The sequence below is a fragment of the Microcoleus sp. C2D2 genome (genome assembly GCF_036702495.1).
In the GTDB taxonomy this organism is placed as follows: domain Bacteria; phylum Cyanobacteriota; class Cyanobacteriia; order Cyanobacteriales; family Microcoleaceae; genus Microcoleus.
The window spans coordinates 51,391-69,891 of the sequence record NZ_JAUBTO010000021.1 but is presented as its reverse complement, the minus strand read 5'-3'; the positions used below and the strand labels follow the sequence as shown (position 1 = coordinate 69,891).

At 44.2% G+C, this 18,501-nt stretch carries 17 protein-coding genes; 15 read left to right on the top strand and 2 right to left on the bottom strand.

The window, feature by feature from the left end; genetic code table 11:
* Positions 1-278: 278 nt before the first annotated feature.
* From QUB61_RS09865 to QUB61_RS09795, 15 genes are all read left to right on the top strand, one after another.
* Entirely contained in the window at positions 279-653 is a 375-nt protein-coding gene (locus QUB61_RS09865) for a hypothetical protein (protein WP_333127732.1), read from the top strand.
* A complete protein-coding gene (locus tag QUB61_RS09860) occupies positions 628-873 on the top strand; it encodes a hypothetical protein (RefSeq protein ID WP_333127730.1) in 246 nt (81 codons plus the stop codon). The genes QUB61_RS09865 and QUB61_RS09860 overlap by 26 nt, the downstream gene beginning before the upstream one ends.
* 495 nt (positions 874-1,368) lie before the next feature.
* Positions 1,369-1,914, top strand: a complete 546-nt coding sequence (locus QUB61_RS09855) for a tyrosine-type recombinase/integrase (RefSeq protein WP_015211723.1) — start codon at positions 1,369-1,371, stop codon at positions 1,912-1,914.
* Positions 1,915-2,752: 838 nt separating this feature from the next.
* Positions 2,753-3,046 (top strand): hypothetical protein, encoded by a 294-nt coding sequence (locus QUB61_RS09850; protein WP_333127728.1) that lies wholly within the window; start codon positions 2,753-2,755, stop codon positions 3,044-3,046.
* Between the two features lie 9 nt (positions 3,047-3,055).
* Positions 3,056-4,072, top strand: a complete 1,017-nt coding sequence (locus QUB61_RS09845) for a transposase (RefSeq protein WP_333127746.1) — start codon at positions 3,056-3,058, stop codon at positions 4,070-4,072.
* A 218-nt stretch (positions 4,073-4,290) separates the two neighbouring features.
* On the top strand, positions 4,291-4,419 hold the full coding sequence (locus QUB61_RS09840; protein ID WP_333127726.1) for a hypothetical protein: 129 nt from the start codon (positions 4,291-4,293) through the stop codon (positions 4,417-4,419).
* A gap of 300 nt (positions 4,420-4,719) precedes the next feature.
* Positions 4,720-5,337 (top strand): hypothetical protein, encoded by a 618-nt coding sequence (locus QUB61_RS09835; RefSeq protein WP_333127724.1) that lies wholly within the window; start codon positions 4,720-4,722, stop codon positions 5,335-5,337.
* Positions 5,338-5,441: 104 nt separating this feature from the next.
* On the top strand, positions 5,442-6,014 hold the full coding sequence (locus QUB61_RS09830) for a hypothetical protein (RefSeq protein WP_333127722.1): 573 nt from the start codon (positions 5,442-5,444) through the stop codon (positions 6,012-6,014).
* Between the two features lie 100 nt (positions 6,015-6,114).
* Positions 6,115-6,462, top strand: a complete 348-nt coding sequence (locus tag QUB61_RS09825) for a hypothetical protein (RefSeq protein ID WP_333127720.1) — start codon at positions 6,115-6,117, stop codon at positions 6,460-6,462.
* Entirely contained in the window at positions 6,434-6,748 is a 315-nt protein-coding gene (locus QUB61_RS09820) for a hypothetical protein (RefSeq protein WP_015211720.1), read from the top strand. Before QUB61_RS09825 ends, QUB61_RS09820 begins: the two co-directional genes overlap by 29 nt.
* A 386-nt stretch (positions 6,749-7,134) precedes the next feature.
* On the top strand, positions 7,135-7,329 hold the full coding sequence (locus QUB61_RS09815) for a hypothetical protein (RefSeq protein ID WP_015211718.1): 195 nt from the start codon (positions 7,135-7,137) through the stop codon (positions 7,327-7,329).
* Positions 7,330-7,794: 465 nt separating this feature from the next.
* Positions 7,795-9,192 carry an AAA family ATPase gene (locus tag QUB61_RS09810; protein ID WP_333127718.1) on the top strand — a complete coding sequence of 466 codons (1,398 nt, stop codon included), beginning with the start codon at positions 7,795-7,797 and terminating at the stop codon, positions 9,190-9,192.
* 344 nt (positions 9,193-9,536) lie between these two features.
* Positions 9,537-12,689, top strand: a complete 3,153-nt coding sequence (gene drmD, locus QUB61_RS09805) for a DISARM system SNF2-like helicase DrmD (RefSeq protein ID WP_333127716.1) — start codon at positions 9,537-9,539, stop codon at positions 12,687-12,689.
* A gap of 81 nt (positions 12,690-12,770) precedes the next feature.
* The gene (locus QUB61_RS09800; protein WP_333127714.1) at positions 12,771-13,478 is read left to right on the top strand and encodes a hypothetical protein; all 708 of its coding nucleotides are present in this window, start codon (positions 12,771-12,773) and stop codon (positions 13,476-13,478) included.
* An 80-nt stretch (positions 13,479-13,558) separates the two neighbouring features.
* Entirely contained in the window at positions 13,559-17,605 is a 4,047-nt protein-coding gene (locus tag QUB61_RS09795) for an Eco57I restriction-modification methylase domain-containing protein (RefSeq protein WP_333127713.1), read from the top strand.
* Positions 17,606-17,686: 81 nt separating this feature from the next.
* Here QUB61_RS09795 and QUB61_RS09790 read toward each other — a convergent pair whose 3' ends face one another.
* Both QUB61_RS09790 and QUB61_RS09785 read right to left on the bottom strand, forming a co-directional pair.
* A complete protein-coding gene (locus tag QUB61_RS09790; RefSeq protein WP_015211713.1) occupies positions 17,687-18,034 on the bottom strand; it encodes a XisI protein in 348 nt (115 codons plus the stop codon).
* Positions 18,022-18,438 carry an element excision factor XisH family protein gene (locus QUB61_RS09785; protein WP_332968503.1) on the bottom strand — a complete coding sequence of 139 codons (417 nt, stop codon included), beginning with the start codon at positions 18,436-18,438 and terminating at the stop codon, positions 18,022-18,024. Before QUB61_RS09785 ends, QUB61_RS09790 begins: the two co-directional genes overlap by 13 nt.
* Positions 18,439-18,501: the final 63 nt, after the last annotated feature.

Below are 18,501 nucleotides of genomic sequence, written 5' to 3'. Positions count from 1 at the left end.
CGCATTGGCGCCCGTCACGCGCGAGGCGTGAGCAAAGAAAGAAAACACAACTTTTCGCTTTCCTGAAACCGCTTAGATCCTTGTATAGCAGGCCGGGATCGTTGAATAAATTATCAGATTAGGTGGATTTCTCCTCAGTTAATCATCCAAAAGGATGAAGTTAATTCTCCGGTTCTTCAGCCCGTGTAGCCATGCTGCACCATGTTGTCAACTGTTGCAATCTAAAAAAGGTTAGCAATGCTTACCGCGAAAAATTTGATTGGGAGTTTTTTGTTCAGATGACTATCGAAACTATTAACGATGTACTATTTCCGCCTTTCCTTTTTACCACCCTTTTTTGCTTAGCCTCAGCATTCCTGCACGAGCCTGAAGCAGTCCAATCGGAAGAACTCACAAACAATCGAACTGAAGTAAATGTGGCAACAGCCGCAGCGCAATCTGACAGTGCCAACAGCGAGGTAAATGGAGCAACAATTGAAATTGAGAAACCAGCCAGCTCCCATCACACTCGCCATCAGACCACAGGCAAAAAAACACCAAACAAACCAGCAAAACCAATTGATTTTGCCGCACATTCAGGCGCAAGCACAACCTCACTTCCTGCCGTTAATACTTCGCTGATTTCACTTGAGGCTTGCTCGCAAAATTGCTAGCGCCATCAAAGCTGCTGCGCCAGAACTGGGGTTCAAGCAAAAAGTTAACGGCTCTGATTCCTCTATTGAATGGTTGCAGGCTCAAATCAAAAATCGGCTGGAAAATTCTCCCCTAATTGTGATGCCTATCATCCTCAAGCTTGCTCCCAAAGCGGTGATTGCAAATACCCTAGCATCTGCTACTTCCGAACTAGGTGAAAGTGCGCGTTCAGTGTCCTAGCAGCGAACGAAAAGTTTCTCAACCAACCAGCGTACTCGTTTACCCTCCGAAACTTATAACAATGCCCAAGCCTTCGTAAGGCTTGGGCAGTTCTTTTGACCAGAATAAGCGATTTTCCAATAAAATCCTAATTTTTTATTAAAGGGGAACAAAACTAGCAAAACAACTTGCAAAGTGAATCAAAAAATAGTATAATCAAATTATTACAAGCGCCACTTCTATTTGAGCGTACTGTTATGGCGGCAATTAAACCTGTTACCTTCCGAGACCTCATAGACGCGATCGCCACCTTGCCAATTATCAACTTTCCTGAGAATTTAAGTCAGTTGAGTAGCAATAAAAGCCAATCTAACTGCAATAAAGGACGCGGGCTCCGGCATCGGAGGCGCAGCGCCCCGCAAGTGGCCCATCAAGCGATAAAAGCTTTTCGGCAGACTTGACGAAAGGACACTTTCGTCCAATAATAAGGGAGCTTCCATTTTGGAGGGCTGCGCCGTGAAGGTTCAAGGCAACGGGCGTGCTAAGATTTTGACGCCCGCCGAAATATCTAGGCTGTTCGACCGGGGTTTTGTTACAGCAAGGGATAGGCTTTTGTTTGCTGTGACTTTTTATTGTGCCTGTCGTATTTCAGAGGCGTTAGCTTTAACAACTCAGGACATTGTTGGCGGTGTGGTGACGCTGCGGAAAGCGACAACTAAGGGCAAGTCAGCAACGCGAACGCTGCCGCTACATCCCATGTTGGCTAAGTTTTTATTGGCTTACAATCCAGATGCGGGTTTTTTGTTTCCGGGGCGAGAGGGTACGAAGCCTTTGACACGCTCTCAGGCAGACTTGATTTTTAAAGAAGCTTGCAAACGGGTAAGAATTAAGGGAGCTTCCACACATTCGATGAGGCGGACAGCACTGACGAACTTGAGCAATGCTGGGGTGCCACTGCGGGTAATTATGGAGATATCAGGTCACAAAAATTTGTCGAGCCTCCAGCGCTATTTAGAAGTGCAGCCGGAACAGCTTGTCAAGGCGCTCGGGATTCTGAAGTGAAGCTATCGCGACTTTGGTTCGCCAGATTGTTTCAACAGTTGAAGGGCTCTCCCGTAAGTCTTCTTTGAATTGAGGCGATATTTGGACGCAAGGCTCGCGATGGCTACCCATTTCTTGCCGGATGTATTTTAGCTAAAACAAAGGCAACTGCTATCCGCGACAATCCTGACTGGTTTGAGCCGCCTGCTCAAGAGTGAGGTGTGAATAAGCTTTCCTGACTCTTGAGTTGTAATTGACGTAATCCCCATAACTCCATAAAAACTATCTTACAGAACCAGTCAAAGGGCAGATAGATATATACTTACTGCTGCAAATGCTAGGAAATGCCCAAATCATTAAAAATGCTCCACCAATCAACAAACCGAAGGTACTTATCAGTGCGACACCAGCAGTAAATACACCGGAATCATGATTGTCATTACACCCACAAACCGCCAATATTTACCCCTAAAAAGTTAGAGGTTTGGGGTAAATATTGTTGGTAGCGACTACTATTTTATTTAAAAGACAGCTAAAAAAATTAAGCTATTTTCTGGTGAAAAACCCTTGTAAAAATCTAGGGATATTCACTTAGAGTCGGAAAAGTGAACTGACAAAATTATCAAAAAATTGGGTGGAAAACCCCGTCGTTCTCCGACGGCTTTTATCGAGGCAGGCACACAAACACTTCAACGAAGTGCAGCGGATAAAACGGATAATAAGTAACATAATAGGTTACTTGACTTGCTGCAGTCAAAAAATTTAAAATAAAGACAGTTCAACCAATTAGGAGGTGATTTAAACGATGTTTTCCAACTACGTTTACAAGCTACGCCCCAATCAAACGCAAGATGCAAAAATGTCGAACTGGGTCGATATGCTTCGCAACCACTATAATTGGTGTCTCAACGATCGAATCGCCCAATACAATCAACAGTTCATACTCGGCAATTACTGCGATATAAGAACTCACAGTGAAGCTGCTCCCTTAACCTGCTGTGTCAGTAAAAATGGTGCAACGGGCAACCCGTGGAAAGATTCTAAGTTAAACTCACGTGAGTCCGATCGAGAATCCCAAATCAAAAATCCTCGTCGCAGTGCAGGCGAGATTCAGATCGTGGCACTACCAGATTTAAAAAAATCTCGCCCTTGATACAAAGAGATCGACTCAACAGTTTTACAACAGAATGTTAAACGGCTAGACACTGCCTACAAGAACTTCTTTGAAGGCCGAGGATTTCCTCAATTCAAAAACCGCAGTAATTTTACATCTTTCACTTTTGTCATGGGTGTAAAAATACAAAGCAACAAGATCTATCTCCCTAAATTAGGATGGATGCGATTCCACAACTCGCGTCCCATCCCTGACGGTTTTACCATCAAAGCCTGTACAGTGAGAAAACGGCAAAATGGTTGGTACGCATCCATCAGAATTGAAGATAAGTCAGTTCCCGACTACAAAGCTAAACAAGAGTCAGAAATTGTCAAAATAATTGGCTGCGACATGGGAATTACTAAATTAGTTCATTTATCAGATGGCTGCCAGATAGACAACCCGAAATTTGCAACTAACAAAAAAGCTAAACGCACCCTAAAAATCAGACAAAGAAGGGTCAGCCGTAAAGTTAAAGGTAGCAAAAACCGCCAAAAAGCAGCTAAAAGATTAGGTAGACTGCATCAAAAGATTAGTGAACGGCGTCACGCTTATCAATGGAAAGTAGCCAAAAAGATAGTATCTCGCAACGTAGATGCGATCGCCCTAGAAAACTTAAATATTTCAGGGATGAGGCGTCGCTGTCGCGTAAAAATTGACGAAAAGACAGGGAGGTTCCTCAAAAACGGACAATCGAGAAAGAAAGGTTTAAATCGTTCGATATCAGACGCAAGTTGGGGTGAATTGATTTTAAAGATTGAGTATCTGGCTGCAAAGCAAGGAAAAGTCACCATTAAAGTCAATCCCAAACACTCCAGCACAGAATGCAGAAATTGCGGTCATATAGAGCGCTCGAATAGAGATGGAGAAAAATTCATCTGTGTGGAATGCGGCTATTACCAACACGCCGATATCGGAGCTGCAAAAACGATTCGAGATAGAGCATTGCTCGTGGTACGTGGGGACTCCACGAAACCTGGTGCAAGAGCACCTAAACGCCCAAAATGTATCACCACACTCAAATAGCTTTTGTGGTGAGTTTGGGAACCCTAGTAATAGGGATATTAAGACCGAAATGTCTTAAGAATCCGCGTGTCTTTAGACCGGGGAGTGTCAACAGTACAAGACAGGTTTGGCCTTGTCAAAGAGCGGCTATCGCCGCTATTGGGAGTGACCTGCTCATTTAAGTTGCGTCCATTCTTAACAATAACGAACGCATTCACCTATTTTCTTAAAAGCGGTTGATGATGGACACTTCTGCCCAAAATCCAGCTATTGCCTTCATGGATGAGGCACAAGAACAGATGGCAACCTTCGCTGCATTAATCTCAGCAGCACAAACAATTCTCACTCTTTCGCCAGCAAGCGTTTGAAAGGGCTAACGAAACTTCTACAACGGCTAATTGTCCAACCAGGCAGCAGCTTGCAGCGGAACCGCGAAAGCAATATTCAGCTTTACTGCAATTAGCTTATGCGATCGCCCGCACTTTAAAAGAACTTACCTTGCAGAAGCAACTTGCAGGGACTCTCACATTCATAGGAAAGTCTTCATCACGGGCGATCGCCCTCAAAAAAGCCAGTTAGCTGTGAAGAATTATGATTGACTTCTATTTCAGTTAACTGGCTCCCTTTCAATTAACCACACAAAATTCAAAGAGGGATGCTATCTCACCATGAACGGACACAACTTGAATTTACTGCCAGTACCACTACCGCCCATGCTGCCAGAAATGGTGGGTATCGTTGGTGATTCCCGATACTTCGCCATGTTTTATATGGGCAGCAAAGCTACTTGGACTGATGGTAGAGGGTTAGGGACCTTCAGTTATTATGCCGTGTACGAGCCACTTACTGAACATCCCGCTCTCGCCCTCGATCTGGAACCATACCACCTCGGTTCCGATGATGAATTTCCCACCCATGCAATTGTGTGCGATCGCTTGGAAGGAAAGATGTACGTCGGAGATTACCCAGAAGTAGAGAAATTTCTCAACATCCAGCACCCGCCGCTGCCCACTCTGTCACCCGAAGAAGTTGAACAGCAACGGCAAAGGATTGAGGAAGAACTGGCAAACTTTGACATTTCCACTTTCCAGAAGTTGGGGATGTTTGAGTTGTTGGCAGGGCACAATCAACAACAAAAGCAGGAGCTAGTGGAATTGGGGCATTGGCTTGACCAACAACTAACTGAAGATTCGATCCGGCGATATCTCGAAGCTGCTAATAAAGGTAATTGGACAGCGATTTCTGTACTGCAAAGATTTTTGCAACGCATCCATAAAATTTTTTGACAACAGAATCATTACCATTAAGCGAACGCAATCTTTCCTTGTACCTATGAGAGAGATTGGTATTAGTGCCAATTCCTAGCAACACTAATTAATTGCCAAAAACTATGCCTATCTCCGTTACAAATTTTAAAATACAGAATCAAGTAGTAGCCATTGGAGAAAGAGCGCTTGTACAATGCGTTAAAAGCTGTTGTCCTCCCAGTTTGGAATCAAGATTTCCAGGGAAAATCATCCCTTTCTGGATTCCTATACTTCCTGAGCGACCGCACTCTGATGCAGAGATTCTCAAGTTTGAACCGCTCCACTATCACTTTGACTTTCGCTTTTGGCATGACCGACTTATCAACTTATTCTTCACAGATGGGGAAACTGCTGAAGATTGGCAAGCACGAGTTCAATTAGCTTGTGAAGTTATCGAAATAAAACAAGTGGTGCGCTTGTGCTACCGCAATATACCAATCCTTTCAGCAGACTACAACTTCTTGCCACGCTTGGAGGAAGCTTACTCGAATTGCTCCTTGCTGCCTGGTAATATTTGCCCCCACAAAGGTTATAAACTTTTGCCAAATACCAAGCACCCTAATTTAGGAACCTGCCCGGGTCACGGGTTAGCATTTAACTTCAAAACAGGGCAATTATGCCGGAGAAAGGAATTTACACAGCTTGATTTCAGTTGATTGATTTAGGGGAATATCGCGCTGCAATTTCTTTATCAAGAAATTTGCCTGAAAACCTGTCAAAAAAAGTCAGGTGCAATCGATTCACAGCTATGAACTTATGTCAATCTTAAAAGGAAGTCGAGATTTGATTTCGGCGCTGCCGCTAAGAGATTTGAAGGGGATGCCACCTTCAATCGAATTGCCTGCTAATTTTGCAAAAATTCACACGCCGCGCTTTGAGTGCGGCGAGATGGTGCGCTGGACGGGTGTTGGCGAAGAAGCTGATTGGGGGATAGTTATTGGCAAATTTTACAACTGCGAACCGCGCCGGTACTGTTGGATGTGGTGCTACATAATTTGGCTGGCTGCTAATTCCAAGAGCGCAGCTTGGTGTCAGTTTGATACGGCGCGAGAGGAAGATTTGGAGGGGTTTGAGGATGAAAAAGCCACAGACTTTGACCGATAGAGAGCGTAATTTAATTGCAGCTTACAGCCAATGCCAATTGGGAATGACGCCGAAGCAGTTTTATGGCAAGTGGGCGGTGAGTTACGAGGAAATCGCTTTTATTTGTTCCCGTTCTAATTCTACAGTGCGGGGTTGGTTTAAAAAGGGAAAAAATCGAAGATTTCCTACTCCTGTCGATTTGCGTCATCTGGCAGTAATGGACTTTCTGCTGGAACATTTTGAGGAAATTCCAGAGGCACTGGCAACCTTGCTATGTCGGCTTTCTGAAGATAATAGCGTGCATTAGTAGTGGCGCGTCTGCTTGAAATTAGTGCATTGAACAATTGCCCGTGTTTTCTCAAATTGATAAACTTCAAAGCGTTTCACGGAGGCCCAGCACCCGTTATGGAGCAAAGAAACTCTTTCTCCCCCCTCTCCCCTTCTCCCCTTCTTCCCTGCGAGTTTCTGAGGAGATTTCTAATGCCTCATTTCCAAATAGACGCGCCACTATTGTTTTTGATTTTATACACATCAAGCCTTTTCAGCATCAAAAGATAATTTGAGCTGGTTTCAGCACAAATATAGTCAATTGTCAATATCACCGTGACCTGTCTTTGACAATATTGTTTCAATTAAGGTAATGGCAGGTAATCAAACACAAACACAATTTGTTACTGTTATCAGGAGGTTAAAATGACCTATTTTGAGAAGTTGCACCCGTGGTGCTTAATTCGCTTACTTCCTAATTGCCAGCGTATTGTTGTGGCGCGATTCCGCAAGAGAAACGATGCAGATGAGCATCTGCGGGTTTTGCAACGGTTGGTTAAACATCGCACATTTGTGATTATTTTTGATAGTCAAGAACAGCCAGTTTTGCCTCAAGATTGATGGGTCAAGCTTATTTTGAAGTCGAATTAGTCAAAGTACCTGCATTAGATTAATAACTCCGCTTCTCCACAATTTCTCCTAGTTATCAATCCAACTGATAACTGGGAGAGTTTTTGATGGGTGCATAAGTCCTAACTATGTAAAATTTGAGTAGCAGTCAAATCAACAGAACAAATTATACAAGACTTACGCCCCAAGTGTTTAAATACACTCTTGGTAGCGGTAAGGTGCTTAGGGCTCACCCTACATATAGAGGTTATGCGTAAGTCCTGTTAGAGTTATTATTATCGTCTCCATCAATTATAGGACTTACGCATTGTAACGGTGTAACAAGGCTTTGCGATTACTTCGCGACCCTCGTAATGACAGAAATACGTTGTTCTTGCGTAAGTCCTGAATTAATTATTGTGTAAATTTCAGCTACCGCTGATTAGTGTTTGAAAGATAGTAGAAGAAACCAACCCTATGATTCAAACACTGGTAAAACCGAATTTTCAATTAACTTCTCAACAAAACAACGCCCTCCAACTCCTCGAACAATTTGTAGCAAGTTCTAAACGGGTATTCGGGCTATTTGGATATGCAGGTACGGGAAAATCAACCCTTGTCAACCTGGTAGCAGAACAATTAGTCAGCGCCGGAAAGAGAGTCGCTTTCACCGCTCCCACCAATAAAGCTGTAGGCGTATTGCGACGGATGGCTGCTGAAAAAGGACTGAGAGGAGTAGACTTTATGACCATCCACCAGCTATTGGGGTTAGCTCCAGTCAAACAGGGGCAAAATAAAATCCTCAAACAAGTTTCTCCTTCTTTCCTTCACCTGTACGACACCATTTTTCTCGATGAGTGCAGTATGGTTACAGCAGAACTGTGGAATATTATTCAAGAAAGAATTGCTAGCGCTTTACTCATCGGCAGCAATCGGCAGCTTATTGTTATGGGCGACCCCGCACAATTGCCTCCTGTTAATAATGGCGAAATAGAAGAGAAAAAATCTCAATCCTTCAGCGTGCCTGAAAAAGCCGTTTTAACAGAGGTCGTCAGGCAAGGTGCGGGCAGCCCCCTGCTAGAATTCGTAACAGCTTGCCGCACGTCTGTCAAGAGCAAAGAGGCGTTCAAACCCTTCTCCAAATTCAGCTTTGATAAAAAAAACGGAGCCTTCTTAGTCAGAGAAAAAACGCTGCTGAAATACGCCTTAAAAAAGTTCTCTTCAACTTTCCTTCAAGACCCTGATTGCTTTCGCATACTCTGCTACACTAACGAGCGCGTCGCCTACTGGAATAGCAAAATCCGAGCCAAAATCTACGGGAAAAATGCTCCCAGATTTGTTATTGGAGAGAGGTTGATTGCTAAAGCTCCCGTTATTGCTCCCGACGGCAAAACCGTCATCCTGCCCACATCAGCAGAAGTGGAAATTGCCGAATTTCAAGAGGATAGGTACTGTGGCTATAAAGCCTGGAATCTCCAGGTTAAAACCGATGCAGGCGACCGACGCCAAATCTATATCCTCCACGAAAATGACGCTCGCCGATTCCAACAGGACAATGCTAGGTTGCTGCAAAATGCTAAAAGCAATCCGAGCTTATGGAAGGCATGGTACGACCATTGTGAAATCTTTGCAGATATGAGAAATTGTTGGGCAATTACTGTACATAATTCTCAAGGCTCTACTTTCACGGAGGTGGGAATTGATAGCAGTGATATCGGCAGGAAAGTCGCTACTAAATTGCTGTATCTTGCTCAAGTTTTCCCTTGTAAAAAACCTCAATTTGTTAAAGAATACCGCGACAGTATTCGAGCGCACAATCAGCTTATGTACGTGAGTTGTAGTCGTGCGAAGCAGCGGGTTTTTGTTACTAAGTAAGCCTAGTTTATATTGGCTGAATGGCACTTTTAGAGTTTAAGGGCGATGCCTGCGGACTTCGACGGTTCCGGCTGAGCGCAAACCGTCGAACGCTAGCTACTCCTACTTGCTTGCAGTCTGACCAGACGATCGCCCTTGAAATGTGCTACTTTTTTAATCGTACTCAAGGGCGATTACAGTAATGTTTATATAAAGATAGCATCGGGTACAATAACAATACGGGACTAAAAGCTGAGAAAATTGTTAGGTTGCGATCGCACTCTTTATCTCACCCAAAAAAGTTGCACCAACTTAAAACAGTGCCACACAGACGGAAGTAGTGTCAAAGTTTCCCAGAGGATGGTATGAGTTTAACTAGAGCAATTCCAGAACTGGGTCAGTTAGTCAAAGTGCGATCGCGCCAATACGTCGTCACCGAAATACGTCCAACTGCCATACCTGTTAATCCCATGCTACCAGGGTTACAGCAGTTGCAAAACCTGGTGATGCTTTCCTCTGTGGAAGATGATGCTTTGGGGGAAGAATTACAGGTAATCTGGGAATTAGAACCGGGGGCTTTTATTCGCGAACGGATGGAACTACCGCCACCTACAGGTTTTGATGAACCCGCTAAATTAGACGCTTTTTTGGATGCGGTACGCTGGGGGGGCGCTTCAACTGCTGATATTCGTACTATACAATCTCCGTTTCGCAGCGGTATTGATATTGAAGATTATCAACTTGACCCCGTTGTGCGTGCCATTCAAATGCCCCGTGTTAACTTACTAATTGCTGATGATGTAGGATTAGGGAAAACCATAGAGGCGGGATTAGTCGCGCAGGAGTTGACAATTCGCCATCGTTGCCGCCGTATTTTGATTATCTGCCCTTCAGCGCTACAAATTCAATGGCGTGACCAAATGCGGGATAAATTTGGTTTAGATTTTCGGATTGTGGATAGTAATCTAATGAAGGAGTTACGGCGTTCTCGCGGGATTCATGTTAATCCTTGGCAGCATTTTCCCAGATTGATTACCTCGATCGATTTTATCAAGCGCGATCGCCCCCTGCGTCTTTTTCGCGAACTCCTCCCCGCCGAAGGCGAACCCCTCTATCCCCGCCGTTTTGACTTGCTGATTGTCGATGAAGCGCACAACGTCGCACCATCCGGCGGCGGAAAATATGCAGTTGACTCGCTCCGAACGACTACAATTAGATTATTAGTTCCTCATTTTGAACACAAATTATTTTTAACCGCAACTCCCCATAACGGTTATCCCGAAAGTTTCACCGCTTTATTAGAATTGTTAGACTCCCAAAGATTTGCTAGGGGTGTTTCTCCTGACAAAAACCAACTGCAAGTTGTCATGGTGCGACGACTGAAACAGGAGATGCAAAACTGGGATGGTTCGCCTTTATTTCCAGTACGGAATTTAGCACCTATTTTAGTAGATTATCCCGCCGGAGAACGGAGGGCGCACGCAGCTTTAAAACATTACACCGAATTACGCGGTAAAGGTGTGGCAGATAATACAGAAAAGTATGCTACTGAATTTGTTTTAAAACTGTTAAAGAAACGCTTGTTTTCTTCACCAGAAGCTTTTGCGATTACCTTAGCCCAGCACGAAAAATCTTTAACTTCAGCCCGTCGCCGGACTGCTACCAGTTTATCACGACCAAGTGAGGGAATTTTACGCCGTCAATTAGAGCAAGTTGAAGAAGAATTTGCCGATGATGCGGTTTACGAAGAAGCAACCGATGAAGCAATTACTAATACTAGCAGATTGTTTCGCCCACTTTCGGCAGCAGAACAACAATTATTACAAGAAATGCGACAATGGGCAGAAGATGCCGCCAAACGACCGGATGCCAAAGCTCAAGAGTTATTGAATTGGATTCATACTCAGATCAAACCTAATGGGAAATGGTCAAATCAACGGGTTATTATTTTCACCGAATATCGCGCTACTCAAAAATGGTTGTATAATTTATTAGCAGCCGAAAGATTAATCGAAGGAGACAGATTGATGACTCTTTATGGCGGCATGGTTTCGGAAGATAGGGAAAAAGTCAAAGCAGCTTTTCAAACCGACCCTGATATTTCCCCTGTGCGGATTTTACTCGCAACTGATGCAGCTTCGGAAGGGTTAGATTTACAGAATTATTGTTCTAAGTTGATTCATTATGAAATTCCTTGGAATCCGAATCGGATGGAACAGCGGAATGGCAGAATTGACCGTCACGGACAAAAAGCTCGGGAGGTTTTAGTTTATCATTTTGTCGGCAAAGATTATAAACAAAATTCGGTAACGGGAACTAAACCGGGTGATTTAGAAGGTGATTTAGAATTTTTAATGCGGGCGGCCTTAAAAGTTAATAATATCAGAGAAGATTTGGGTAAAGTGGGTATGGTGATTGCCCAACAAGTAGAAGAAGCGATGTTAGGATATCGGACTACTTTAGATACTAGCAAATCTGAACGGGAATCGGAACCTGTGCGACGGATGTTAAAGTTTGAGCGCAAAGTCAGAGAACAGATTGATAAATTGCGGGAACAATTAAACGAAACTCGCCAGAATTTACGGTTGACTCCTGATAATATAGAATCAGTAGTAAAAATAGGGCTAGAGTTAGCAGAACAACCGCCACTGATAGAAACTCAGATAGCAGGTGTAAAGGGAAAAGCTTTTTATTTACCAGCCCTAAAAAGCAGTTGGGCGATGTGTAGCGAAGGGTTAGCCCATCCCCATACCAAGGCGATTCGCCCCATTGTTTTTGACCCGGAATTAGCCCAGGGTAAAGATAATGTGGTGTTAGCACATTTGAATCATCGGTTAGTACAAATGTGTTTGCGCTTGTTGCGGGCTGAGGTGTGGTCTGGGGAGGAAAGAAAATGCTTGCATCGCGTGACGGCGAGGTTAGTTTCTGCTAGTTCGGGGTTGGAAACTCCGGCGGTGGTTGCTTATGGTAGATTGGTGATTTTAGGAACCGACCAACAACGGTTACATGAAGAGGTGATTACGGCGGGGGGAATCTTGAAGGATGGGAAATTTACCCGGTTGAAAGTGATGCAATTGCAAGGGGCGTTAAATGCAGTTTTACCAGACGCAGCGCCAGATAGCGTTCAACAAAAATTAGCAAATTTTTGGCCGAATTATGGCGATGAATTGCTGAAAACTTTGCAGGCGCGAATGAGTGATAGAACTGCTAGTTTACAGCGGGATTTGCAGAACCGGGCTGATAAAGAGGTGGCGGATATTACGGCTATTTTAACTGAGTTAAAGCTTAGTATTGAAAAAGAGTTTGTTGAACCGGAGTTTAAGCAATTGGAGTTATTTAATACGGAGGAAAAAGCACAATTTGAGCGAAATGTCAATAGTTTAAAGTTGAGGATTGAGCAAATTCCTCGCGAGATTGAACAGGAAACGGATCTGATTAGGGCGAGATTTGCTAATCCAACGCCGCGATTGTTTCCTTTGGCGGTGACATATTTAGTTCCGCAGAAACTTGTGAGGTAAATTAATATCAATAAAGGCACTGAAGTGCCTACTACAAACAAGTTCGTAGTAAGCACTTTAGTGCAAATGGAGATAAAACAAATGGCGTACAGCGATTTTAAGTTAAATGAAGTAAGTCAACGGTTTGGTTTGACGGTGAATGAAGCGTCGGGAATGTTTGCGGATGTACCGGAAGCAGAATGTAGCGATTTACTGGTGACAATTCTAGGTGAGAATGTTGATTTGGCGGTGGCGATTAATACGGAAAAAGCACGTTCAGAAATGATTATTAGTCCAGTTTTGTTAGAGATTAGGCGCAAGTTTAAGGGTCAAATTAGCTTATTTTCGGGGGTGGACTTTACGGTTGATGTCCAACAAGGTTTAAATGGCTTTTGTGATTTTATTATTAGACCTCTTGCAAAAATAACTAGGACGGGCAAGATGCCCATCCCACAAGAGTTATTTTTTCTTGTGGGATGGGCATCTTGCCCGTCCTATAAATTTATGGAGACGAAGAATGAAAACTTAAAATCGGGGTTGGCGCAGTGTATTGCGGAAATGGTAGCAGCACAGTTATTTAATGAAAAACAAAAAAATGAAATTGAAAGTATTTATGGAGTAATCACTATCGGCACGATTTGGCAATTTTTAAAGTTACAGGATAAAGTAATCTCGATCGCTCTAAGCGAATATTATATTAAGGATATCAAGAAAATTTTAGGTATAGCGGTTCTCAAGCGTGGTGAGGTATGGGGGCGAGTCCTATGCCCTATGCCCTATGCCCTATGCCCTATGCCCTATGCCCTATGAGCACCTCATGTTACTGAGAAAGGCTATATCTTAGTCAGCGCCATTCAACAGCCATAAAAACCTATTCCCCATTACCCATCATGTCTACCGCACGTCACCACGCTGAATGGTTATCTCTGGTTGAAGCTTCCGGGCCTTTTTTAAGTTTACCGGTATTGCTGAAAGTGTTTCCCAGTGGGTTAGATGCCCATGACTCGGAACATTTCAAGCTGTTACGGTTAGCCTATGAAGAATGGCAAGATAATCAATTGGGGGCGCGTCCTGAAAAAGCGATTCATCGCGCTTGGGTGGAGTTTGTTTTGCGGCAGACTTTGGAATTGCCGGAGGAGGTATTGTTAGAAGGGCAGCGCATTCCGCCTGGGTTGCAAACCACTGTTGCAGAACAGGGCGAAACTCTCCGGCCAGATTGGGTAATTGTTAATCCTCAAGAAACACCTAATGCAGGGACACCCCGGCTATTAGTTCAGATTGTACCTGCCCAACAGGATTTGGAGAAACCTTTGGCAGGACAACGCTGGAAAGCAAGTCCCGCGACTCGGATGATGGAATTATTGCACGCTGCTAATGTGCGGTTGGGGTTAGTAACTAATGGCGAACATTGGATGTTAGTCAATGCGCCTAGAGGTGAAACCACGGGTTTTATTTCTTGGTACGGGACGCTGTGGTTGGAAGAACATTTGACGCTGCGGGCGTTTCGCAGTTTGTTGGGGGTGAGGCGGTTTTTTGGGGTGGATGACTCGGAAATACTGGAAACTTTGCTAATTCAAAGTATTAGTGACCAGCAAGAAGTTACTGACCAATTGGGTTATCAGGTACGGCGGGCGGTGGAGGTGCTGGTACAGGCATTAGACCGCATTGACCAAGATAGAAATCGCACTCTCTTGCAAGATATTTCGGAACCTCAGCTTTACGAAGCGGCGCTGACGGTGATGATGCGTCTGGTGTTTCTGTTTTCAGCGGAGGAACGCAAGTTGATTCCTTCGGCGGGGGGAGAAGCGCTTTATCACGAATATTATGCGGTTTCTACCATTTCCGCTAAGTTGCGCAGCGATGCAGATAAGTTTGGTGAGGAGGTGTTGGAACGCCGCAGCGATGCCTGGTGTCGGTTGTTGGCGACGTTTCGCGCTGTGCATGGGGGAATTCGCCACGATTTGCTGGATATTCCGGCCTATGGCGGCAGTTTGTTCGACCCGGACAGATTCCCGTTTTTGGAGGGGCGAGTGCGGGGAAGTCGCTGGCAAGAGATTTCTGCTGAACCTATCCCTGTGAACAATCGGATTGTGTTGCATTTGTTGGAAGCGTTGCAAATTTTGCAAATCAGAGTGGGTGGGACGCTGGAACCGCGCCGACTTTCGTTTCGGGCGCTGGATATTGAGCAAATCGGTCATGTCTATGAAGGCTTGCTCGACCATACGGCAGTCAGGGCAACGTCTCCGGTTTTAGGATTGATTGGGACGCGGGAACGGGAACCAGAGGTGGCGCTTTTGGAGTTGGAGCGGCTGCAAGCCAAGGGCGAGGAGGATTTGGTCAAATTTGTCAAAGAGCAGTCGAATAAGTCCCCTGCTGCCCTGCGTAAGGCTCTCTCAGTGGTGATTTTGCCAAGGGTGCAGGAGCGGTTGCGGGCGGCTTGCAATAATGATGGGGAATTGTATCAGCGCGTTTTGCCGTTTGCTGGATTGATTCGCCTGGACACGCTGGAGTACCCAATGGTGATTCCAGAGGGCAGTGTCTACGTCACGAAAGGTTCAAATCGTCGGGAAACGGGGACGCATTATACACCGCGCAGTTTAACCGAACCGATCGTGCAATATACCCTGGAACCGTTGGTTTATGAAGGGGTGGCAGAGGGGAAGCCGAAGGAACAGTGGCGGCTCAAGTCAGCGAAGGAGTTACTGCAACTCAAAGTCTGCGATATGGCGATGGGGAGTGGGGCGTTTTTGGTGCAGACTTGTCGCTATTTGGCGGAACGCTTGGTGGAGGCGTGGGAAGGGTTGGAACGGGAAAATCCGGGGAAGGTAGTGATTGCGCCGGAGGGGACTTTATCTAAGTTTCGTCCTGATGAATGTCCGATTCCGAAAGATAGTGACGAACGGTTGACGGTGGCGCGGCGGATTGTGGCGGAACGCTGTCTTTATGGAGTAGATAAAAATCCTCTGGCGGTGGAGATGGCGAAGTTATCGCTGTGGTTGATTACGTTAGCAAAAGCGCGTCCGTTTACGTTTTTAGATCATGCCTTCAAGTGGGGGGATTCGCTGGTTGGGGTGAATTTGGAACAGTTGCGCTACTGGAATTTGGACACGACTGGTACGCCTGCTTTGTTTGCGGATAAGATTCGCCGGGAGGTTGAACAGGTTATTGAGTTGCGGCGGCAAATTGCAGCGAAACCAGGGATGACGGCGCAAGACCAAACGGAGAAGGCTTATTTGTTGGCGAAGGCAAATGCTGTTGCCAATGATTTGCGCGATGGCTGCGATTTGCTGGTTGCTAGCTATTTTAACGATTTGTCTGAAGCGGAACGAAAAGGGTTAAGGCAAACACTGTTAACGGTTTTCCGGGATGGGGCGAGTGTTTCTGATGAGGTGCGTCAGGTGCTGCCAGATTTGGAGAAGTTGCGTCCGTTTCACTGGGAGTTGGAGTTTCCAGAGGTGTTTTCACAGGAGGATACACCGAATGGATTTTCGGCAATCATAGGTAATCCTCCATTTTTGGGTGGCAAACGTATCGCAACTGTTCTTGGAGAGAATTATCAATATGCTCTAAAGAGCAGGTTTTTATTTTCTAAAGGAGCGGCAGATTTATGCGCTTACTTCTTACGAAAATCTTTTGAGATATCTAATAAACAAGGTTATCTGGGATTAATTGCAACAAATACAATAGCTCAGGGAGATACAAAAGAGGTTGGCTTGAATTATTTAATAACCCATGATTCAGCAGAAATATTCCGAGCTTTTTCTTCATTGCCTTGGATTGGTGCTGCTGGGATTTATGTAAGTCTAATTTGGCTTTGTAAAGGTTGCTGGATTGGAGAGCGTATTTTAGATGGAAGCAAAGTTGAGTACATTTCAAGTGGTTTATTTGATGAAACTAAAAGAATGTCTGCAAAACTGCTCAGCGCTAATCTAGGAATGCTTTCAGAAGGTGTAAAAATTCATGGAAATGGATTCATTATAACACCCCAAGAACGAGAAAAGCTTATCAAAACTTTACTCAAATATTCTGATATAATTCAGCCCTATTTAGGTGGTGAAGACATAACGGAAAGCCCTACACAGTCTACTTCACGATATGTTATCAATTTTCAAAATTGGGACTACGAACAAGCAGTAAAATATACCCACCTGTTTGATCTAGTAACAGAGCGGGTGAAGCCATACAGAGATAGTTTGATAGGACAAATTCACGAATCAAGATACTGGCTTTTCTGGGATAGGAGAGAAAAGTTCTTTAAGCAGCTTGACAGGTCAAAACCTGTACTCGTATGTTCTGGGATCTCTAAATATCTATCGCTAGTTTTTGTTAATCCCAATTCCGTGCTATCACAAAAATTAAAGGTATTTGCTTATCAGGATTATAAATTTTTTGCAACACTTCAATCTAGTTTACATAATCAATGGGCTTGGCGTAGTAGTTCAACCTTGAAGGCAGATTTAAGTTATTCAAATACTGATACATTTTTAACTTTTCCAATGCCTGAACCAAATTGCTTCTCAGAGAACCTTGAGATAGCTGGCAAAATTTATTACACCCACCGCCAATCCATCATGCTTTCTCGCCAAGAAGGATTAACCAAAACCTACAACCGCTTCCACAACGCCGACGAAACCGCCGCCGATATTCAACAACTGCGAGAATTGCACGTAGAAATGGATAACGCCGTTGCCGCCGCCTACGGTTGGCAAGACATAGACTTAGGGCATGACTTCCACGAAACTAAACAAGGATTGCGCTACACCATCAGCGAAACCGCACGGCGGGAAGTGCTAGATAGACTCTTGCTGCTGAATCACGAACGCTACGCCGAAGAAGTCGCCCAAGGGTTGCACGACAAAGGCAAGAAAAAGGGGGAAAGTGGGGGGAAAACTGCTAAAAAACAGGTATCATCTGAAGGACAGTTAAGCTTGTTTTGATTAGCAGATGAAACCAACGTTCGTAGTAGGGACTTCAGTCCCTTTAGCACTAAAGTGCTTACTACGAAATTTATTCTACTTTTAGCCCACTGCATAATCACTCATTTCCCGCATGAAAGGAGGATAAAAACCTAACACAATATCTTGTTTTGGTACACCCAAATTGACTAAATCTGCTGCAATATCATGTTCTGTTGAATTGTAAAAAATCCAGATTTTCTCATTGCGAATATCAAGATGTATTATACAATCATGCACCCAGCGTTTATGCTGCCAACCCAGATGCACAATTTGATAGTGATTTCGCTGTGTATCAAAGATAGTTTCAACTTCAATATCACCATAAGCTGGCTTAATTTCTGCGTAATCCATCAATAATTGCTGTACAATTTGCTGATAGTTGGTTAATTGATCCGTTAGTTTTTCCATTGTGAAATTTGCTCCAGTTCAATGTCGTAAATAATCAATTTTACGGAATTTTCTTGCAGCATTGATGCTGGAAAATCACGTTGAAAGAAGCTGTTATAGATTAAATCGGGTATGGCTAAATAGAGAATGCGATCGGGTTCTTCACGACGCAATGCAGCCCGATAGTTAATAAACTGCCCCAGTGCTGTATGAAACTCAGAAATTGCCGATGCACTAGCTAAAAAACTTTTGACTTCTACCGCAATTTTCTCATTTCCTCGCTCTGCTGCCAGTAATCGTTCTGCCCCCAAGTCAATTTCCATATCTACACCGCCCACTTTAATTTTAAGTGGATCGTGAGTAACATTCCACCCATCCTTAGTAAGAGCAGTTTTAACAACTTGATGAAAACGATCCTTAGCCACAATAGACGATTTGATATAAAGGTGCAATTTAAAACTATCACATTTAGTGAAAGATGGTGCGTT